The organism is Streptomyces sp. NPDC017095, assembly GCF_044332325.1.
Lineage (GTDB): Bacteria > Actinomycetota > Actinomycetes > Streptomycetales > Streptomycetaceae > Streptomyces.
Genome location: NZ_JBIROU010000011.1, coordinates 197,998 through 215,554, shown reverse-complemented (window position 1 = coordinate 215,554; position 17,557 = coordinate 197,998). Strand labels below are relative to the sequence as shown.

Genomic DNA, 17,557 nt, shown 5'->3' with positions numbered 1-17,557 from the left:
TCGCGCCCTGCCGGTGAGGCCAACCCCGAGGCCGCAGGGCGCATTCCCGTGCCGGACGGTCAGGCGGAGGCCGTCTCGATCTCCCGGGGCTTGAGTTCCGCGTTCTCCAGGACGTCCCGCAGGTGCCGCTCGATCACCGGCAGCACCTCCTCGATCGTGACGTCCCGGCCCAGCTCGCCCGCCAGGGAGGCGACGCCCGCGTCCCGGATGCCGCACGGGATGATCCGGTCGAACCACTTCATGTCCGGGTTCACGTTGAACGAGAAGCCGTGCATGGTGACGCCCTTGGCCACCCGGATGCCGATCTGCGCGATCTTCCGGTCCTCGCGCCGCTGGCCGGCGTTGGAGGGCGCGTACTCCGGGCCGTTCAGACGCGGGTCGAACTCGTCGTCGTTCAGCCGGGGGTCGAAGTCCAGGGACAGCCCGCCGAGCGCGGGCCGCTGCTCGACCGGGTCGCCGAGCACCCACACCCCGCTGCGCCCCTCCACCCGGGTGGTCTCCAGGCCGAACTCGGCGCAGGCCCGGATGATCGCCTCCTCCAGCCGCCGCACGTGCGCGACCACGTCCACCGGGCGGGGCAGCTTCTGGATCGGGTAGCCCACCAGCTGGCCCGGGCCGTGCCAGGTGATCTTGCCACCGCGGTCCACGTCGATGACCGGGGTGCCGTCCAGCGGGCGCTCGCTGTCCTCGGTGCGCCGGCCGGCCGTGTACACCGGAGGGTGCTCCAGGAGGATGACGGTGTCGGGGACCTCGTCGGCGAACCGGGCCGCGTGCACCCGGCGCTGCTCGTCCCAGGCCACCTGGTACTCGACGGCATCCGCACCGAATCCCCTGCGGACGAACCGCAACTCACTCACGGCAAGCGCCTCCCTCGGCGATGGGTGTGTCAGGCATGTATCGCGCCCACGCCACTGTACGTCCGACCGGCGTGCGTCAGCCCTGCGGATGTTCCTCACACGATCGGATGAATGCCCGGCGAACTGTGCGACCGCCTGCTCACTCTCCGCTACATTCACGCCGTTCGTGAGGCCATAACGGCTGCTCAAAGGCAATCCGGGCACGTCGACGGCCCGGAAGGCAGGAGACCGCACCGCAGATGACGGACCGACCCGCGCAGCGCACCCCCAACCGCCAGCTCGCCGCGCTCATCGCAGAAGCGGGGTTCTCCAACGCGGGTCTGGCCCGTCGCGTCGACCAGCTCGGCCTGGAGCACGGGCTGGACCTGAGATACGACAAGACGTCCGTCACCCGCTGGCTGCGCGGGCAACAGCCGCGCGGCACGACCCCCGCCCTCATCGCCGAGGTCTTCACCCGCCGGCTCGGCCGCCGGCTCACCGCCCAGGACCTCGGCCTGGACGCCTGCGCGCCGGTCTACGCCGGGCTGGAGTTCGCGGCCACCCCGGAGGAGGCCGTCGACATCGTCAGCGGCCTGTGGCGCAAGGACTCCGGCAGCCAGGCCGAACTGCGCCGGATCGCCTTCACCCCGGCCGGGCTGGTCGTGCCCAGCCGGGACTGGCTGATCGGCAAGGCCGACGACCGGGTGGCCCGCGAGCCCGCGCCCCGGGTGCCGCCGCAGGCCCGGCCCGGCGTGCACAAGCCTCCGCTCCCGCCCGGGGTGCCGGGCACGGCACGGGCCCGCGGTACCGCCGAACGCCTCCCCGGCCACAAGGTCACCGGCGGTGACATCGCCGCGCTGCGCTCGGTCGGCGAGCTGTTCCGCGCCCTCGACGACCGGTTCGGCGGCGGCCACGCCCGGCAGGCACTGGTGCGCTATCTGGAGCACGAGTGCGAACCGATGCTCCGCGGCTCCTACGACGAGCAGACCGGCCGCCGGCTGTTCGGCGCCGCCGCCGACCTGACCCGGCTCGCGGGCTGGACGTCGTACGACATCGCCGCGCACGGCCTCGCCCAGCGCTACTTCGTCCAGGCGCTGCGGCTCGCCCAGGCGGCCGGCGACCGGGCGTACGGCTCGTACGTGCTGGTCACCATGAGCCGCCAGGCCGTCTACCTGAGCCACGGCCGCGAGGCCGTCCAACTGGCGCGCGTCGCGCAGCAGGGCGTGGGCACGGGCGCCCCGCCGGTCGTCCAGGCACTGCTGCACGCCTCCGAGGCGCGGGCGCACGCGGTCCTCGGCGAGGTGCGGGCGTGCACCGCGGCGCTGGTCAGGGCCGAGCGGGCGCTGGACGCGGCCCGGCCCTGCGACGACGTGCCGTACTGGGCCAAATTCTTCGACGAGGGGCAGCTCGCGGACGAGCTCGGGCACTGCCACCGCGACCTCCAGCAGTTCCGGGCCGCCGCGCAGCACGCCGAGCGCGCCCTCCAGCTGCGGGCGCCCGCCTTCGCCCGCAGCCGGCTGTTCTGCCGGGTCGTCCTCGCCACCGCCCGGCTCGGCCTCGGCGAACTCGACCAGGCGTGCGCGCTGGCCGCGGAGGCGGCGGCCCAGGCCGCGGAGATGCGCTCGGCCCGCGCGGTGGAGTACGTCAGGGACTTCGAGCGCCGTCTGGAGCCGTACCGGGACGCGGCACCCGTGCGCAGCTACCGCGAGAAGGTCGCGGCCTGGGGCTAGCGGCGCCGGGCCGCCGGGCTCCCGGCGGCCCGTCCCTGCGCGCTCAGGCCGCCCTGGGCAGGGTCGGCGCCGGATCGGCGCGGTGCAGGGAGCCCATGCCCAGGTCGGCCAGGACGGCGGCGGCCGCCCGGTGGGCCGAGTGCAGGGCGCCCTGGACCGTGCTGGTGTCCCGGTGGTCGCCGCAGACGTACAGGCCCGCCAGGAGCCGTACCGGCCGGCGGGGATCGTGCGGCGGGCGCATCGCCGGGACCGCCTCGGGCGTGTGGTGCACGGCCAGCGTCTCCCAGCGGCGCGTGGAGGTGCCGTAGAGGCGCGCGAGGTGGATGCGGACCGCGGTGTCGACGTCCTGCGGCGGCGGGCCCAGCACCGTGGAGGAGATCAGCGTCCGCCCGGCCGGCGCCCGGCTCGGGTCCACCGCGCTGAGCACCGCCGTGCGCGCCACCGGCCCGCCCCGGTCCGCGTCCAGCAGCAGCGACGCCCCGGCCGCGCGGACCGCCGCCGGGTCGTCGGTGGTGTGGTGCAGGACCGTCACCGGATGGAAGTCCGGCAGCCGCAGCCCCGGCAGCAGCTCCGCCGCGGCCCGCGCGTCGGTGGCCAGCAGCACCGCCCGGCAGCGGATCTCCCCGTGCTCCGCGGTGGCCACCGAGGTCGTGGACACGGCGGTGACCCGCACGCCGGTGCGCACCGTGCCCGGCGGCAGCGCCCCGGCCAGCAGTTCCGGCAGCGTCTCCGCGCCGCCCTCGGGGACGCCCAGCCGGCCGCTGGCGAAGGCGCGCAGCGCCAGGTCGGCGCACCGGCTGGACGTGCTCAGCTCCGGGTCGCACAGCAGCGCGGCGAGCAGCGGGCGCAGGAAGCCGTCGATGGTGCGGGCCGGCAGGCCGCGCCGGCCGAGCGCCTGGGCGGCGGGCAGCTCGGGCCGGGCGAGCAGGCGTTCGACCGGCGTCGTCGCGATCCGGCCGAGTACGGCGCCCAGCCGGACCTGGTCCACCGCGCCGCCCACCGGCGCACCGGTCCGGCCGGGCGCGGCCGCGGTGCTCCTGGGCGGGCCGGCCAGGGCGCGCACCGCGTGAAGCGCGCCGCGTGCGCCGCGTGCGCCCCCCGCGCTCCCGCCGGCCGCCGGCGGCAGCACACGCTGGACCCGTCCGTCGCGGTGCAGCAGGACGCCCGGCGCGAAACGGCGCACGGCCAGGGCGTCCAGGCCCGGTGTCAGCCGGAGTTCCGGGGAGGACGCGGACAGCAGCTGTCCGAGACGGTCGAGCCGGAAGCCGTCGACCTTCTCCGTCGACATGCGGCCGCCGACGTACGGGGCGGCCTCCAGGACCGCGGTGGTGACTCCTGCGCTGGTCAGCCGGTGGGCCGCCGAGAGACCGGCGATCCCGGCCCCCACGATGACGACGTCCACCTGGTACGCGGGCTCAAGCACGAGGCCCTCCTGTGGTTGCGCGGCCGGTGGAGGCGTCAGGGCCCCGACACGCGCCGCGGATACCCGAGTTCGCCTCGAGGCTAGGGCGGTGACCGGCCCGGGACAGTCGCGCATCGGCAGGGCACGGTCGCATGGAGGTCGCATACCGTCACACGCGTTCGCCGGTGTCACCGGCCGGTGCGTCACGCCGCGCGGATCGCCTCCTCGATCCCCGGGCACGCGAACCGGAAACCCGACTCCAGCAACCGCCTCGGGACCGCCCGCTGGCTGCCCAGCACATCCCCGGCCATCTCGCCGAGCACCGCCCGCAGCGCCGCGGCCGGCACCGGGAAGAGCGCCGGCCGGCGCAGCACCCGCGCCATCGCCGCCGTGATCTCACGGTTGGTCAGCGGCTCGGGCGCCGTCAGGTTGAACGGCCCGGACAGACCGGCACCGTCGATCAGGTGCCGGATCGCGGCCACCTCGTCGCGCAGCGCGATGTACGACCAGTACTGCCGCCCGTCGCCCAGCCGGCCGCCGAGCCCCGCCCGGAACAGCGGGAACAGCCGCCCCCAGGCCCCGCCGCCGCGGGCCACCACCAGCCCGGTGCGCAGGAACACCGTCCGCACCCCCGCCGCCGCGGCGGGCGCCGCCGCCCCCTCCCACTCCACGCACAGCCGGGCCAGGAACCCGTCGCCCGGCGGCGCGTCCTCGTCCACCACCCGGTCGCCGGTGTCGCCGTAGAAGCCGATCGCGCTGCCGTTCAGGAAGGCCCGCGGCGGGCGCGGCAGCGAGGCCACCGCCTCGGCGAGCGCCGCCGTGCCCAGCACCCGGCTCTCCCGGAGCAGCCGCTTGTACTCCGGTGTCCAGCGCCGGTCGCCCACCCCGGCCCCCGCCAGATTCACCACCACGTCACACCCGGCCAGACCCGCGGTGTCGACAGACCCCCGGGCCGGGTCCCAGCGGACCTCGTCCGGGCCCCGGGGGTCCCGGCGAACCAGCCGCACCACCTCGTGCCCGTCGGCGGCCAGGGACCGCGCCAGAGCGCCACCGATGAGACCGGACGCGCCGGCCACCGCGATACGTGATCGTTCCATGGCCCCAGCATGACCGCACCGCGGCCCGGAAACCCGCTGGACCCCCGGATCACGCGCCGTAGGGTGATCGCCATGCCCGAACCCTCCATACGCCCCGCCCAGGCCGCCGACGAGCCGGAACTCGCCGTCCTGGACCGGGCCACCTGGTCCACGCTGCACGCGGTGACCCCCCGGCCGCAGCCGCCGTACCCGCCGTTCTTCGACGAGCGGCACCCGCCGGAGGAGTTCCTCGTCGCCGAGTCCGGCGGACGCCTCCTCGGCTACATCCGGCTCACCCGGCCCACACCGCTCGCCGCCAACGCGCACGTCCTGACCGTCCAGGGCTTCGCCGTCGCCGGCGAGGCACGCGGGCAGGGCGTCGGGCGCGCGCTGCTGCGGGCCGCCGCCGCCCAGGCGCGCGAGCGCGGCGCACGCCGTCTGACCCTGCGCGTGCTCGGCCACAACACCCCGGCCCGCGCGCTGTACGAGTCCGAGGGGTTCGCCGTCGAGGGAGTCTTGCCGGGCGAGTTCCTGATCGACGGCCGGTACGTGGACGACGTGTGCATGGGCCGCGCCCTGTGACCCGGCATGATCCGCACGGCAGGCCCTACGCGGCGACCAGCTCGCCCGTGTCCACCGGCTCCGTCGCGGTGGCCGCGCGCCGGGCGTCGCCCGCCACCTCGGCCGCCGTCAGCGCGTACCCGGTCCCGGGGTCGGAGACGGAGCGGGCGAAGACCACCCCGAACACCCGGCCGTCCGTGGTCAGCAGCGGGCCGCCGGAGTTGCCCGGCCGCACCGTGGAGCGGATCGCGTAGACGTCCCGGGTGACCGAGCGGTCGCTGTAGATGTTCTGCCCGGTCGCCCGCACCCGGCTCGCGACCGTCGCCGCCCGCAGGTCCAGGCCGCCGTCCTGCGGATAGCCCGCCACCACCGCCGGGTCCCCGCGCGCCGCGTCCGGGTCGAAGCGCAGCACCGGGGCGCGCAGCCGGGGCACGTACAGCACCGCCACGTCCCGGTCCGGGTCGAACAGCACCACCCGGGCCCCGTACGCCGGCCCCACCCCGCCGGCCCGCACGCTCGGACGGTCGATGCCGGCCACCACGTGCGCGTTGGTCAGCACGTGCCCCGGCGCGTAGACGAACCCGCTGCCCTCGCGGCCCTCGGCGCCCGCGGCACCCTCGATCTTCACCGTGCTCAGCCGGGCGGCCTTCGTCGCATCCGGGGTGACGCTGTCGCCGGACGGCCGGGCCACCCGGGCCGTCGACTCGTTCTCGAACGGGTTGAACACCTGCGGGAAACCTGCCTGGTCCAGCGCGGACGTGGCCCGGGAGAACCACGCCGGCGTGGTGTCGGGCATCGTCCGCTGCACCGCGCCCAGCACCGCCGAGTCCCGGACCGCCGTCGTCAGCGGCCGCACCGGGGCCGCCGACAGCACGCTCGCCGCCACCCAGGCCACCACCAGCACCGCGACCGCGTTCGCCGCCGCGCCGCCCAGTCCGTCCGCCACCCGCAGCGGACCCCGGTCCAGCTCCCCGCGCAGCCGCAGCGCCAGCCGGCCCGTCAGTTCGTGCCCCACCACGGCCGGCACCAGCACCGTCAGCACCGCGAGCACCGTCGCCGCGGGCGAGCCCCGCGCCACCTGGCCCGTCACCCAGGGCAGCAGCCACACGCCGAGGGCCGCGCCGCCCACGAACCCGGCCAGCGAGACACACCCGGCCACCAGTCCGCGCCGATACCCGGAGACCGCGTAACAGGCGGCCACTAGCACGAGCAGCACATCCAACAGGTTCACGACAGCCGCCTTCCTCCCGGGTCTCCCCGGTTCGTCGCCGCCCTCCGGGAACGATCCGGACCAGGACGAGGGTTCCGCCAGGTGGCACAGCGCACCGCGCGGGCCCGGCGGGACGCAACGAGAGTGGGATCATGCGCCTCGTCCCCAGAGCCCGCCGGGCCCGCGCACGCTCCGCCGCGACGCCCCGCCGCGCCCCGCGGCGCATACCCGGCGCCGTCCTCGTCCTGCTCGGCTGCCTGCCCGGACTGCTGGCCGTGGGCGCGCTCGCCCTGTGCGTCCCCGGCGCCGGGCGGGTCGTGGTGTCCCGCCCCGACCGCCCGGCCGCCGGGGCCCGGCCGCCCGCCTACCGGGCCGCCCGGCCGCGCATCGTGCCGCGCTCCGCCTGGCTGGACCGGGCCACCGGACGCGGCCAGCCGCCGCCGCGCTACGACGACGAGGTGGTCGCCGTCTTCCTGCACCACACCGACTCGCCCAACGGCTACGCCTGCGCCGACGCGCCCCGGATCATCCGCGGCCTGTACGCGGGCCAGACGGGGGAGCGCCGCTGGGACGACATCGGCTACAACTTCCTCGTCGACCGCTGCGGCACGGTCTACGAGGGCCGCGCCGGCGGTGTCGAACGGGCCGTCACCGGCGCCCACACCCAGGGCTTCAACCACCGCACCGCCGGCATAGCTGCCCTCGGCACCTTCACCGCCGGGGTCCCCGTACCCCGGCCCATGACCGACGCCATCGCCGCGCTGGCCGCCTGGAAACTCGGCCTCGCCGGTGTCGACCCGCGCGGCCGGGCCCGGCTGGTCTCCAGCAGCAGCCTCAGCCGCTACCGCGCGGGCACCGCCGCCACCCTGCCCGCCCTCGCCGGCCACGACACCGGCTTCCCCACGAGCTGCCCCGGCGAGGCCCTCACCGCCCGCCTCCCGGCCCTCCGGGAACACGCCGCCCTGCTCCAGGGCCGCCCGCCCGCACGGCCGCCGCACAGCCCACGACCCACCCCACCGCGGTCCCGGACGGCCCACAGCGTCCTGCCCACCCCGGCACATACCCGGGCGGTCCACAGCGTCCTGCCCACTCCTGCACGTCCCCGGGCGGTCCACAGCCAGGGGCCCACCCCGTCGCCGGGCGAGGCGTCCAACGGACGTCCCCGGACGCACGGCGGCTCCCGGCCCACTCCGAGTCCCCGGGCCGGCGGCGGGGACCCCGGACGGCACGCGTGAGGACGGCCGGACCGGCGGCCGGAGCGGACCCGCGCGGGAGCGCGCCGGCCGGCTCCGGACCACGCGCGCCGGACCGCCGCGCCGCGCGGCCACAAGGGGCGTGCTCGGCCCGGTCACCGGGGTCGTGAGGAGCGCGTCCGGCCTGGTCGCCGGGGTCGTGAGGAGCGCGTCCGGCCCGGTCGCCGGGGTCGTGAGGAGCGCGTCCGGCCCGGTCGCCGGGGTCGTGAGGAGCGCGTCCGGCCCGGTCGCCGGGGTCGTGTGGGGTGCGTCCGGCCTGGTCGCCGGGGTCGTGTGGGGTGCGTCCGGCCTGGTCGCCGGGGTCGTGTGGGGTGCGTCCGGCCTGGTCGCCGGGACCGTGAGGGGTGCGTCCGGTCCGGACCGGACGGACGGGGTGCCGCCGTGCCGGGCGTCCGGGACCGGCCGGGGGCGGGCGGCCCCGGCGGCCGACGGCGGTGTGCGGGCCGGCCTCACGCCCGCAACCGCTCCCACAGCCGGGGATAGCGCTGCGCGAGCGCCCGGTCGTCCTCCAGGTCCAGCGGTGTGCCCTCCGGTTCCCCCGGCGCCGGGGCGATGCCCAGGTCGGGCGCGACGGTCCCGGTCAGCTGCTCGTACGCCTCGTCCGCCGCGTACCCCAGCTCCTCGCCGTCGCCGTCGATCTCCTGGTCGAACTCGCCCAGCAGTCCGGCCAGCGCGTCCGGTTCGTGCAGGGCGCCCTCGAAGACCTCCCGGCCCTGCCCGATCAGCCAGCAGCGGAAGTAGTCGAACGCGTCGTCGCTGCACCCGTCCAGCAGCAGCCAGGCCGCGCCCCACAGATCCCAGCGGTAGGCGCGGTTGTAGCGGGCCTCGAAGTGCCGGGCGAAGTCCAGGACCAGCTCCGGGTCGAGCTGGAGCAGCCGGTCCACGAGCAGGTCGGCCTGCTCCTCGGGGTCGCCGCCGGCGGCCTCGCGGGTGGTGTCGATCAGCTCCCAGAACTCCGTCTCGTCCATCACGCCACCAGGATCCGGCCTCGGCCGGTCGGGCGCACGCGGAGTGCGGAACAGCGCCGTCAGCCGCCCCCGCGCCGGTACAGCGCGGCGGCGCGGGCCGCGTCCGCCGCGAACCGCTCCCGCAGCCCGGCCGGCGCCAGCACCTCGGCCTCCGGTCCGAGCGCCGTCAGCTGGGCGTACGCGACCTCCTCCGACTCCACCGGCAGCGTCACCGTCACCCAGCCCCCGGCGTCCGGCGCGCCCGGCTCCGCCAGCGCCTCCCGCGCGGCGAGCGGATCGACGGCGTGCGGCAGCCGGCGCACACCGTCCGGGGAGAGCCGTACGACGACCTCGGCGCGCAGGATCGACCGCGCGAACCGCTCGGCCTGCTCCGCCCAGAAACCGGGCAGGTCGAAGTCCGGGTCCCGGTCGAACCGCTCGTCCAGCGGGTCCACCGCGGTGAACCGGTCGATCCGGTACGTCCGGAACGCGCCGTCGCCGGCCACCCGCGCGCACAGGTACCAGACGCCCGCCTTCAGCACGAGCCCGTACGGCTCCAGCCGCCGCTCGACCACGCCGTCGGCGCGCCGGTAGCAGGCGAGGACCCGGCCGTCCGCCCACACCGCCTCGGCGAGCGCCGGCAGCGGTGCGGGCGTCTCCGGCTCCCGGAACCAGCCGGGCGCGTCCAGGTGGAACCGCCGCGCGGCCGAGTCCGGCGCGTCCCGCAGCGAGGGCAGCAGCGCCGCCGCCACCTTCAGCCGGGCCGCCGACGCGGCGTCCTGGAGCCCCATGTCCCGCAGCGCGCCCGGCACCCCGCTCAGGAACAGCGCCTCGGCCTCGCCGCGGGCCAGCCCGGTCAGCCGCGTCCGGTACCCGCCGACCAGCCGGTAGCCGCCGGCCCGCCCCCGGTCCGCGTACACCGGCACGCCCGCCTCGGACAGCGACTGCGCGTCCCGGGTCACGGTCCGCTCCGACACCTCCAGCTCCCGCGCCAGCTCGGCGGCGGTCATGGAGGCCCGGGACTGGAGCAGGAGCACCATCTTGATCAGGCGGGCGGCACGCATGCGTTCATGATGCCGGGCGGCCGACGACGGCGGCGGGGGAGGCCCGGGAAGCCGGGGAAAGCCGGGGAAGGCGAAAAAGACACGGCAGGGGTACGGCCGCGGCCGTACCCCTGCCTGGCGCGGGCGGTGATTACAGCCCGTACCGCTCCCGGGCCTCCTTGACCGCCGTGGCCTTGACCTCGCCGCGCCGGGCGAGCTGGGCCAGGGCCGCGACGACGATCGACTGGGCGTCGACGCCGAAGTGGCGACGGGCGGCCTCACGGGTGTCCGACAGACCGAAGCCGTCGGCGCCCAGCGAGGACCAGTCCTGCTCCACCCACTGCGCGATCTGGTCCGGGACCTGGCGCATGTAGTCGGTGACCGCGAGGACCGGGCCGTCGGCGCCCTGGAGCGCCTGGCGGACGTACGGCACCCGCTCCTCGCCGCGCAGCAGGGCCGCGTCGGCCTCCAGCGCGTCCCGGCGCAGCTCCGACCAGGAGGTCGCGGACCACACGTCGGCGGCCACGCCCCACTCCTCGGCCAGCAGCCGCTGCGCCGTCAGGGCCCAGTGGATCGCCGTGCCCGAGCCGAGCAGCTGGATGCGCGGGGCACCCGCCGTCACGGCCACCCCGGCCGACTCCGCCGTGTTGAAGCGGTACAGGCCCTTGACGATGCCCTCGTCGATGCCGAGGCCCTGCGGCTTGGCCGGCTGCGGCAGCGGCTCGTTGTAGACCGTCAGGTAGTAGAAGACGTTCTGGTCCTCGCCCGGCTTGGCCTCGCCGTACATCCGGCGCAGACCCTCGCGGACGATCACCGCGATCTCGTAGGCGAACGCCGGGTCGTACGTCAGCGCGGCCGGGTTGGTCGCGGCGATCACCGGGGAGTGGCCGTCGGCGTGCTGGAGGCCCTCGCCCGTCAGGGTGGTCCGGCCCGCCGTCGCGCCGACGAGGAAGCCGCGGCCGAGCTGGTCGCCGAGCTGCCACATCTGGTCGGCCGTGCGCTGCCAGCCGAACATCGAGTAGAAGATGTAGAACGGGATCATCGCCTCGCCGTGCGTCGCGTACGACGTGGAAGCGGCGATGAAGTCGGCCATCGAACCGGCCTCGGTGATCCCCTCGTTGAGGATCTGGCCGTTCTTGGCCTCCTTGTAGTACATGAGCTGGTCGCGGTCGACCGGCTCGTACGTCTGGCCCTTGGGCGAGTAGATGCCGAGGGACGGGAAGAGGCTCTCCATGCCGAAGGTGCGCGCCTCGTCCGGGACGATCGGCACCCAGCGCTTGCCCGTCTCCTTGTCGCGGACGAGGTCCTTGACCAGACGGACGAACGCCATGGTGGTGGCCACGTTCTGGGTGCCGGAACCCTTGTCGAAGGAGGCGAACGCCTTCTCGGCGGGGGCGGGCAGCGGGGCCAGCGCGTGGGTGCGGCGGGCCGGGGCCGGGCCGCCGAGGGCCGCGCGGCGCTCCTGGAGGTAGCGCACCTCCGGAGAGTCGGCGCCCGGGTGGCCGTAGGGCACCACGCCGTCGGTGAAGTCGCTGTCCTTGATCGGCAGCTCCAGCAGGTCGCGCATCGCCTTGAACTCGTCCACCGTCAGCTTCTTCATCTGGTGGTTGGCGTTCTTCGACGCGAAGCCCTCGCCGAGGGTGTGGCCCTTGACCGTCTGGGCCAGGATCACGGTCGGCGCGCCCTTGTGCTCGACGGCGGCCTTGTACGCGGCGTAGACCTTGCGGGCCTCGTGGCCGCCGCGCGAGAGGTGGAAGCACTCCAGGATCTTGTCGTCGCCGAGCAGCTTCGCCATCTCGGCGAGCGCCGGGTCGGCGCCGAAGAAGTCCTGGCGGATGTAGGCGGCGTCGCGGGTCTGGTACGTCTGCACCTGCGCGTCCGGCACCTCGCGCAGCCGGCGGACCAGCGCGCCCGTGGTGTCCAGGGCGAACAGCTCGTCCCAGGCCGTGCCCCACAGCGTCTTGACGACGTTCCAGCCGGCACCGCGGAACTGGGCCTCCAGCTCCTGCACGATCTTGAAGTTGGCGCGGACCGGGCCGTCCAGGCGCTGGAGGTTGCAGTTGATGACGAAGGTGAGGTTGTCCAGCTCCTCACGGGCCGCCAGGGCGAGGGCCGCCGTCGACTCGGGCTCGTCCATCTCGCCGTCGCCCAGGAAGGCCCAGACGTGGGAGGCGGAGACGTCCTTGATGCCGCGGCTGGTCAGGTAGCGGTTGAAGCGCGCCTGGTAGATCGCCGACAGCGGGCCGAGGCCCATGGAGACCGTCGGGAACTCCCACAGCCAGGGGAGCCGGCGCGGGTGCGGGTACGACGGCAGGCCGTTGCCGCCGGCCTCCTGGCGGAAGTGGTCCAGGTGGTGCTCGGAGAGCCGGCCGTCGAGGAAGGCGCGGGCGTAGATGCCCGGGGAGGCGTGGCCCTGGATGTAGAGCTGGTCGCCGGAACCGTCGCCCTCCTTGCCCTTGAAGAAGTGGTTGAAGCCGGTCTCGTACAGCCAGGCGGCGGAGGCGAAGGTGGCGATGTGGCCGCCGACGCCGTGCTTGCTGCCGCGGGTCACCATCGCCGCCGCGTTCCAGCGGTTCCACGCGGTGATCCGCGCCTCCATCTCCGGGTCGCCCGGCAGGGCCGGCTCGGCGGAGGTGGGGATGGTGTTGACGTAGTCGGTCTCGAGGAGCTTCGGCAGCGCGATGCCGCCCGCCTCGGCGCGCTCCAGCGTGCGGCGCATCAGGTACGCGGCACGGTGCGGCCCGGCCTCCCTGGCGACGGCGTCCAGGGACGCCTGCCATTCGGCGGTCTCCTCCGGGTCGCGGTCCGGGAGCTGGTCGAGCGCGCTCGGCTGGATGGCGTGGGGGTCGGTCATGTCGCCGCCTTCCTCAGTCGAAGGGGGTTCCCTCAGGTAAGGGTTCGGGGGTGCCCTTGGTCTTTGGCAGGACAGGGCAGTGGACTTCGGTGGAAGTCCGTCGGCGACTGTAACTCCCTGATCGATGATCGATCAAAGGGGTGAGGCGGAAAAAGTCTTGATTCCGAGAAAGTAGGCACCGGGTGCCTTCGAAATGGGCACCGGGTGCCGCTTCCGGGCGGGGTTTTCGCAGGTGAGCGGGGGTATGCTCGGCTGGCTCAGGCGCGCGGCGCGCAGCCCAGCACATGGGCCTTCACCAGTTCCGCGATCCGCGGATCACGCCGCTGGAAGGCCTGCACCAGCTCCTCGTGCTCCTCCGCGTACGACTGCTGGACCGTGCCCAGCCAGCGGATCGACAGCGCCGTGAAGACCTCGATGCCCAGGCCCTCCCAGGTGTGCAGCAGCACCGAGTTGCGCGCGGCGCGCACCAGCTCCCGGTGGAAGCCGACCGTGTGCCGCACCTGGGCCGTGCCGTCCGCCTCCCGGTCGGCCTCGTACAGGGCCGCCACGTGCGGTTGCAGCGCCGAGCAGTCCTCCGCCAGCCGGTCGGCCGCCAGCTCGGCCGCGATGGCCTCCAGACCGGCCCGGACCGGGTAGCTCTCCTCCAGGTCGGCCGCGGTCAGATTGCGGACGCGTACGCCCTTGTTCGGGGCCGACTCGATCAGCCGCAGCGACTCCAGCTCGCGCAGGGCCTCCCGCACCGGCGTCTGGCTGACCTCCAGCTCGGTGGCGATCCGGCGCTCCACGATGCGCTCGCCCGGCTGCCAGCGCCCGCTGACGATTCCCTCCACGATGTGCTCGCGGATCTGCTCGCGCAGCGAGTGGACGACGGGCGCGGTCATGACGGCTCCTCACGCAGGGCTTCGACGTGTAGACAATACGGCCGGTCCGCTCCGCGGGCAGGGCGCGCGGGGGCGCTTTGACGCAGGTGAGACGAGCCTTACACGCCGCGCGCCCCGGCAAACACGCACACCCCGCCCGGAAGGTTCCGGACGGGGTGTGCGCTGCGGCCCGATCGGGACGGCACCGGCCGGCTCACGGCCCGGTGCGCGTCCCCGGCGCTGGTCAGAGACCGAGTTCGACCTCGAACTCGCCGGCCTCCAGGATCGCCTTGACCGTCGTCAGGTAACGGGCCGCGTCGGCGCCGTCGACCAGACGGTGGTCGTAGGAGAGGGTCAGGTAGGTCATGTCGCGGACGCCGATGACCGTGCCCTCCTCGGTCTCGATGACGGCCGGACGCTTGACCGTGGCACCGATGCCGAGGATCGCGACCTGGCCCGGCGGCACGATGATCGTGTCGAACAGCGCGCCGCGCGAACCGGTGTTGGAGATGGTGAAGGTCGCGCCGGACAGCTCGTCGGGCGTGATCTTGCTGGCCCGGACCTTGCCCGCCAGCTCGGCCGTGGCCTTGGCGATGCCCGCGAGGTTGAGGTCGCCGGCGTTCTTGATGACCGGGGTCATCAGGCCCTTCTCGGAGTCCACCGCGATACCGACGTGCTCGGTGTCGAAGTAGGTGATGGTCCCCTCGGCCTCGTTGATCTTGGCGTTGATGACCGGGTGGGCCTTCAGCGCCTGCGCGGCGGCCTTGACGAAGAACGGCATCGGGGAGAGCTTGACGCCCTCGCGGGCCGCGAAGGAGTCCTTCGCCCGGGCACGCAGCTTCATCAGACGGGTGACGTCGACCTCGACGACCGAGGACAGCTGCGCCTGCTCGTGCAGCGCCTTGACCATGTTGTCGCCGATGACCTTGCGGATGCGCGGCATCTTGACGGTCTGGCCGCGCAGCGGGGAGGCCTCCAGCGCCGGCGCCTTCTTCGCGGCGGCCGGAGCGGCGGCCGGAGCGGCGGCCGGAGCGGCGGCCGGGGCCGCGGCCGGAGCCGGGGCGGCGGCGGCCTTGGCGGCCTCGGCGGCGGTCAGGACGTCCTGCTTGCGGATCCGCCCGCCGACGCCGGTGCCCTTGACGGTGGCGAGGTCGACACCGTTCTCGGCGGCCAGCTTGCGCACCAGCGGGGTCACGTACGCGCCCTCGTCGGTCGCCTGGGTGGCGGTCGGCGAGGTCGGCGCGGTGGCCGGGGTCACCGGAGCCGGAGCCGGAGCCGGAGCGGGCGCCGGAGCCGGAGCCGCGGACTGGGCCGGGGCGGCAGCGGCGGGAGCGGGAGCCGGGGCAGGAGCCGGGGCGGGCGCCGGAGCCGCGGCGGGCGCCGGAGCCGGCTCGGGGGCCGGGGCAGGAGCCGGGGCCGGGGCCGGGGCGGGCGCCGGGGTCTCGGCGGCCGGGGCGGGAGCCGGGGCGGCCGGGGCGGCGGCGGGGGCCGGGGCAGCGCCCGGGGCGCCGATGACGGCCAGCTTGGCGCCGACCTCGGCGGTCTCGTCCTCGCCGACCACGATCTCCAGCAGCACGCCGGAAGCCGGCGCCGGGATCTCGGTGTCGACCTTGTCCGTGGAGACCTCGAGCAGCGGCTCGTCGGCCTCGACGGAGTCGCCGACCGACTTCAGCCAGCGGGTCACGGTGCCCTCGGTCACGGACTCGCCCAGCGCGGGCAGGACCACGTCCGTGCCCTCCGCGCCACCAGCCTCGGCGGCGGGAGCGGGAGCGGGAGCGGCCTCGGCGGCGGGGGCCGGCGCCGGGGCGGCCGGGGCCTCGGCGGCGGGGGCAGGGGCAGGGGCGGGCTCGGCGGCCGGGGCCTGGGCGGGCTCGGCGGCGGGGGCCTCGGCGGCAGCGGGCGCGCCCGTGCCGTCGTCGATGAGGGCCAGCTCGGCGCCGACCTCGACGGTCTCGTCCTCGGCGACCTTGATGGACGCCAGCACGCCGGAAGCCGGCGCCGGGATCTCGGTGTCGACCTTGTCCGTCGAGACCTCGAGCAGCGGCTCGTCGGCCTCGACGCGCTCGCCCTCGGCCTTCAGCCAGCGGGTGACAGTGCCCTCGGTGACGCTCTCGCCGAGCGCCGGAAGGGTTACGGAAACCGCCATGGTTTCGGTTGCTCCTAACGAATTGCGGAAGTCTGTGTCGTCGCGCCCGAAGACGGAAGGCGTCAGTCGTGCATGTGGAGGGGCTTGCCGGCCAGGGCCAGGTGCGCCTCGCCGAGAGCCTCGTTCTGCGTCGGGTGGGCGTGGATGAGCTGGGCCACCTCGGACGGCAGCGCCTCCCAGTTGTAGATCAGCTGCGCCTCGCCGACCTGCTCGCCCATGCGGTCGCCGACCATGTGCACGCCGACCACGGCGCCGTCCTTGACCTGGACCAGCTTGATCTCGCCCGCGGTCTTCAGGATCCGGCTCTTGCCGTTGCCGCCGAGCGGGAACTTGATCGAGACGACCTTGTCCGCGCCGTAGACCTCCTTGGCCTTGGCCTCCGTGATGCCGACGGAGGCGACCTCCGGGTGGCAGTACGTCACCCGCGGGACACCGTCGTAGTCGATCGGAACGACCTTCAGACCGGCCAGGCGCTCCGCCACCAGGATGCCCTCGGCGAAGCCGACGTGCGCGAGCTGGAGCGTCGGGACCAGGTCGCCGACGGCGGAGATGGTGGGAACGTTGGTGCGCATGTACTCGTCGACCAGGACGTAGCCGCGGTCCATCGCGACGCCCTGCTCCTCGTAGCCCAGGCCCTGGGAGACCGGGCCGCGGCCGACGGCGACGAGCAGGACCTCGGCCTCGAACTCCTTGCCGTCCGCCAGGGTGACCTTGACACCGTCCTGGGTGTACTCGGCCTTCTGGAAGAAGGTGCCCAGGTTGAACTTGATGCCGCGCTTGCGGAAGGCGCGCTCCAGCAGCTTGGAGGAGTTCTCGTCCTCGACCGGGACGAGGTGCTTGAGGCCCTCGATGACCGTGACGTCGGCACCGAAGGACTTCCACGCCGAGGCGAACTCGACGCCGATGACACCGCCGCCCAGGATGATCGCGGACTTCGGCACGCGGTCCAGGACGAGGGCGTGGTCGGAGGAGATGACGCGGTCGCCGTCGATCTCCAGGCCGGGCAGGGACTTCGGCACGGAGCCGGTCGCCAGCAGGACGTGGCGGCCCTGGACACGCTGGCCGTTCACGTCGACGGAGGTGGGGGAGGACAGCCGGCCCTCACCCTCGATGTACGTCACCTTGCGGGAGGCGATCAGACCCTGCAGGCCCTTGTACAGGCCCGAGATGACGTCGTCCTTGTACTTGTGGACGGCCGGGACGTCGATGCCCTCGAAGGTGGCCTTGACACCGAACTGCTCGCTCTCGCGGGCCTGGTCGGCGATCTCGCCCGCGTGCAGCAGGGCCTTGGTGGGGATGCAACCCTTGTGCAGGCAGGTGCCGCCGACCTTGTCCTTCTCGATCAGGGCGACGTCCAGGCCCAGCTGGGCCCCGCGCAGGGCCGCGGCGTAACCACCGCTACCACCGCCGAGGATCACTAGGTCGAAAACGGTGCTGGCGTCGTTCGCCACGTCACGTCCTCCATGCATGTGCGCCGTAGGCCGGTCGACGATGACCGGCAGGCGGCTGGTGTCCGGCCGCTTGATGCTTCGGCCCTTCGGTGGGGGCCCTGTCCTGCCGGGCTCCATCTTTGCACTTGTCGGACGGGATCGAGACGCCGGGCCGGTGTGTGAGACGTCCCACGTTCGGCGGGAACGGA

The 17,557-nt window shown here is 74.7% G+C and carries 12 protein-coding genes and 1 pseudogene; 3 read left to right on the top strand and 10 right to left on the bottom strand.

Features of this window, described 5'->3' with window-relative positions; all coding sequences use genetic code 11:
• Nucleotides 1–59 precede the first annotated feature (59 nt).
• Nucleotides 60–857 (bottom strand): lipoyl(octanoyl) transferase LipB, encoded by a 798-nt coding sequence (gene lipB / locus ACH4OA_RS23320; protein WP_365874554.1) that lies wholly within the window; start codon nucleotides 855–857, stop codon nucleotides 60–62.
• A gap of 239 nt (nucleotides 858–1,096) precedes the next feature.
• Here lipB and ACH4OA_RS23315 point away from each other — a divergent pair, with 239 nt between their 5' ends.
• Nucleotides 1,097–2,566, top strand: a complete 1,470-nt coding sequence (locus ACH4OA_RS23315) for a regulator (RefSeq protein ID WP_397970538.1) — start codon at nucleotides 1,097–1,099, stop codon at nucleotides 2,564–2,566.
• Nucleotides 2,567–2,609: 43 nt separating this feature from the next.
• On the opposite strand, the gene ACH4OA_RS23310 is transcribed toward ACH4OA_RS23315, so the two are convergent.
• Together ACH4OA_RS23310 and ACH4OA_RS23305 are read right to left on the bottom strand one after the other, a co-directional pair.
• Nucleotides 2,610–3,989: an NAD(P)/FAD-dependent oxidoreductase gene (locus ACH4OA_RS23310; RefSeq protein WP_397970535.1), complete on the bottom strand. Its 1,380-nt coding sequence runs from the start codon at nucleotides 3,987–3,989 to the stop codon at nucleotides 2,610–2,612.
• 182 nt (nucleotides 3,990–4,171) lie between these two features.
• Nucleotides 4,172–5,065, bottom strand: coding sequence for a TIGR01777 family oxidoreductase (locus ACH4OA_RS23305; protein WP_365874560.1), 894 nt, complete (start codon nucleotides 5,063–5,065; stop codon nucleotides 4,172–4,174).
• Nucleotides 5,066–5,137: 72 nt separating this feature from the next.
• On the opposite strand from ACH4OA_RS23305, the gene ACH4OA_RS23300 reads away from it, so the two are divergent.
• Nucleotides 5,138–5,626: a GNAT family N-acetyltransferase gene (locus tag ACH4OA_RS23300; RefSeq protein ID WP_365874562.1), complete on the top strand. Its 489-nt coding sequence runs from the start codon at nucleotides 5,138–5,140 to the stop codon at nucleotides 5,624–5,626.
• Nucleotides 5,627–5,651: 25 nt separating this feature from the next.
• Here ACH4OA_RS23300 and ACH4OA_RS23295 read toward each other — a convergent pair whose 3' ends face one another.
• Nucleotides 5,652–6,836, bottom strand: coding sequence for a MarP family serine protease (locus ACH4OA_RS23295; protein WP_365874564.1), 1,185 nt, complete (start codon nucleotides 6,834–6,836; stop codon nucleotides 5,652–5,654).
• 131 nt (nucleotides 6,837–6,967) lie between these two features.
• On the opposite strand from ACH4OA_RS23295, the pseudogene ACH4OA_RS23290 reads away from it, so the two are divergent.
• Nucleotides 6,968–7,792, top strand: a pseudogene (locus ACH4OA_RS23290) (peptidoglycan recognition protein); the annotation flags it as partial.
• Between the two features lie 725 nt (nucleotides 7,793–8,517).
• Here ACH4OA_RS23290 and ACH4OA_RS23285 read toward each other — a convergent pair.
• From ACH4OA_RS23285 to lpdA, 6 genes are all read right to left on the bottom strand, one after another.
• The gene (locus ACH4OA_RS23285) at nucleotides 8,518–9,036 is read right to left on the bottom strand and encodes a DUF4240 domain-containing protein (RefSeq protein WP_365874578.1); all 519 of its coding nucleotides are present in this window, start codon (nucleotides 9,034–9,036) and stop codon (nucleotides 8,518–8,520) included.
• A gap of 59 nt (nucleotides 9,037–9,095) precedes the next feature.
• On the bottom strand, nucleotides 9,096–10,079 hold the full coding sequence (locus tag ACH4OA_RS23280) for a helix-turn-helix transcriptional regulator (RefSeq protein WP_397945716.1): 984 nt from the start codon (nucleotides 10,077–10,079) through the stop codon (nucleotides 9,096–9,098).
• 130 nt (nucleotides 10,080–10,209) lie between these two features.
• Nucleotides 10,210–12,912: a pyruvate dehydrogenase (acetyl-transferring), homodimeric type gene (gene aceE, locus ACH4OA_RS23275; protein WP_397941960.1), complete on the bottom strand. Its 2,703-nt coding sequence runs from the start codon at nucleotides 12,910–12,912 to the stop codon at nucleotides 10,210–10,212.
• A 257-nt stretch (nucleotides 12,913–13,169) separates the two neighbouring features.
• The gene (locus ACH4OA_RS23270) at nucleotides 13,170–13,793 is read right to left on the bottom strand and encodes a GntR family transcriptional regulator (RefSeq protein ID WP_365874570.1); all 624 of its coding nucleotides are present in this window, start codon (nucleotides 13,791–13,793) and stop codon (nucleotides 13,170–13,172) included.
• 223 nt (nucleotides 13,794–14,016) lie between these two features.
• Nucleotides 14,017–15,918, bottom strand: a complete 1,902-nt coding sequence (gene sucB, locus ACH4OA_RS23265) for a 2-oxoglutarate dehydrogenase, E2 component, dihydrolipoamide succinyltransferase (protein WP_397970532.1) — start codon at nucleotides 15,916–15,918, stop codon at nucleotides 14,017–14,019.
• A 62-nt stretch (nucleotides 15,919–15,980) separates the two neighbouring features.
• A complete protein-coding gene (gene lpdA, locus ACH4OA_RS23260) occupies nucleotides 15,981–17,369 on the bottom strand; it encodes a dihydrolipoyl dehydrogenase (protein ID WP_365874574.1) in 1,389 nt (462 codons plus the stop codon).
• Nucleotides 17,370–17,557: the final 188 nt, after the last annotated feature.

Coding starts and splice junctions, on each gene's coding strand:
- aceE (WP_397941960.1), bottom strand. CDS start 12,912: ATGACCGACCCCCACGCCATCCAGCCGAGCGCGCTCGACCAGCTCCCG.
- ACH4OA_RS23280 (WP_397945716.1), bottom strand. CDS start 10,079: ATGCGTGCCGCCCGCCTGATCAAGATGGTGCTCCTGCTCCAGTCCCGG.
- ACH4OA_RS23300 (WP_365874562.1), top strand. CDS start 5,138: ATGCCCGAACCCTCCATACGCCCCGCCCAGGCCGCCGACGAGCCGGAA.
- ACH4OA_RS23305 (WP_365874560.1), bottom strand. CDS start 5,065: ATGGAACGATCACGTATCGCGGTGGCCGGCGCGTCCGGTCTCATCGGT.
- sucB (WP_397970532.1), bottom strand. CDS start 15,918: ATGGCGGTTTCCGTAACCCTTCCGGCGCTCGGCGAGAGCGTCACCGAG.
- ACH4OA_RS23285 (WP_365874578.1), bottom strand. CDS start 9,036: ATGGACGAGACGGAGTTCTGGGAGCTGATCGACACCACCCGCGAGGCC.
- ACH4OA_RS23270 (WP_365874570.1), bottom strand. CDS start 13,793: ATGACCGCGCCCGTCGTCCACTCGCTGCGCGAGCAGATCCGCGAGCAC.
- ACH4OA_RS23315 (WP_397970538.1), top strand. CDS start 1,097: ATGACGGACCGACCCGCGCAGCGCACCCCCAACCGCCAGCTCGCCGCG.